The following is a 1,856-nucleotide window of genomic DNA, read 5'->3' on the forward strand; positions in this document are numbered from 1 at the left end:
ACACTCACCGTCGACGGCCTCGTGAAGCTACTCGGAGGGCCGACAAATGCCTAACACCGAGACGATCACCGACGTCACTCGCCGCATCCGACACCAGATCGACGAACACGCGCTCAAGGAAATCGGCAAGGTCATCCTCGACATCCGCGACGTCGAACGGCTCATCCACGCAGCCATCTGGGGCGACGACTAATGACCGTCCTCCACCTCCGCCCGAACACGTGGCTGCGTCGCATCACGGACCGGTGGGAACTCATCAAAGTCACCAACGTGCACCAGGACGGGCAAGTGGATCTGCTGCTGCTCGACGGCACACGCACACACGTACCCATCTCGTTTCTCCGCGGCGCATTCGAACGAGCGGACGACGGGGCATGACAGGAAGGAGAGAACGTGGCAAGACCGAAGTCCAACGGCCCGTACACGCCACTCGCGGCTAATTACTTCCTCGACGACTCAATCCTCGAGGCGAAGGAGCACGCCGAGCTGCTGTTCGTCCGCTGCTTGTCGTTCCTCGCTACCGGCGATTCGGACGGGTTCATTTCGGATCTGCAGATGCGTCACGCGGTCGGCGTGAACCTCCGCAGCGTCGAGAAGCGCATCGAAACGTTGCTCGATGTCGGCTTGTTGCTGCGAGTTGACGGCGGGTTCCAGGTGCGTTCGTACCTGAAGTGGAACAAGAGTGCGGAACAAATCGGCAGGACGCTTCGTCGTGACCGTGAACGTAAGGCCCGGAAACAAGCGGAAGTAGCCCCGAATTCCGAGCGGAATCCGGACGGAATCCACTCGGATTCCGCGTCCCACGTCACTACACGTCACGTCACGTCACTACACGACACTGAAAACCCTTTGTCTGACGCTGACGCGTCAGACGCCGGGACGTTGCTCGATGACTCCTGGCGACCCAATCAGAAGCACATCGATTTGGCCGATTCGCTGCACCTCGACAAGCAGCGAACCTTCGAACGGTTCGTTGACCACGCTCGCCGCAACCACCGTCGGCAGAAGAACTGGAACACGGCGTTCACGAACTGGCTGCAGAAGGATGCGCAGTTTGCTCAGCAACGTCAGGGCAGGCCGCCTGTGCAGATGTCTCGTGGAACTCGCCGTGATGACGAACTGCTCGCGTTCATGACCCGCGACGACAACAACAACCAACAGCAGTGGGAGATCGAAGCATGAAAGCAAAAAGCAGCGACGTGTTCCTCAACGATGGTCGCCACGAAGCTACGTGTTCCCGGGTGCAAGCAATCTCGCTAGAAATCAGCGGCGTCGACTGCGACTGCTCATTTGCGCCGCACAGTGATGAATGCGGTATCCGTCCTCGTGACAGTGACGACATTTTCGACGAGCTCGAATGTGACTGTTGGAAGGCGGCATCAGCATGAACCGCCCCGAAGTGCGCCGCCTGCTCGGCTACATCTCGGCCGGCTTCGACAACCGTGCCCTGTCCGACGCGACCGCCGAAGTGTGGTCGGAGGAACTACCCGACGTCACCTTCGACGTCGCCAAGGAAGCCGTACGACGCCACTTCCGGAAACCAAGTCCCCGCCCGTACCTGTCCCTCGACGTGCTCATGGAGGAGATCCGGGTGCTGACACGGCAGACGACGACAGCAATCGAGGAAGACGTGCGCTCAGCGAAAGCACGCGGGCTGCTGGACGCGTCATGGCCTGCACGTGAGCCGTTGCCTGCCCCGGTCGCTCAACGGCTCGCAGAAGCCCGCCAAGCGTTCGCGAAACAGGCCGCGGCAATCGAGTCCCGCGTCATCGAAAATCCGCGCAGCCTCGGCGAGCTCGGACGGCTTGGGAAGGACGTACCCAGGTAATCACTGAGTAGATAACAGCATGCTGAGA

At 60.6% G+C, this 1,856-nt stretch carries 3 protein-coding genes; all 3 read left to right on the forward strand.

Features of this window, described 5'->3' with window-relative positions:
• The first annotated feature begins 46 nt into the window (after nt 1-46).
• Nucleotides 47-193, forward strand: a complete 147-nt coding sequence (locus tag NS184_RS18530; protein WP_193750562.1) for a hypothetical protein — start codon at nt 47-49, stop codon at nt 191-193.
• 200 nt (nt 194-393) lie between these two features.
• Nucleotides 394-1,182 (forward strand): hypothetical protein, encoded by a 789-nt coding sequence (locus NS184_RS17020; RefSeq protein ID WP_058727243.1) that lies wholly within the window; start codon nt 394-396, stop codon nt 1,180-1,182.
• Nucleotides 1,183-1,366: 184 nt separating this feature from the next.
• Nucleotides 1,367-1,828, forward strand: coding sequence for a hypothetical protein (locus tag NS184_RS17025; RefSeq protein ID WP_193750564.1), 462 nt, complete (start codon nt 1,367-1,369; stop codon nt 1,826-1,828).
• Nucleotides 1,829-1,856 lie beyond the last annotated feature (28 nt).

Origin of the sequence: Curtobacterium luteum (assembly GCF_001475545.1) — a bacterium.
GTDB classification, from domain to species: domain Bacteria; phylum Actinomycetota; class Actinomycetes; order Actinomycetales; family Microbacteriaceae; genus Curtobacterium; species Curtobacterium luteum_A.

Bases quoted from the DNA above. Each gene is read 5' to 3' on its own strand.
- NS184_RS18530 (WP_193750562.1), top strand. From the start codon at position 47: ATGCCTAACACCGAGACGATCACCGACGTCACTCGCCGCATCCGACAC.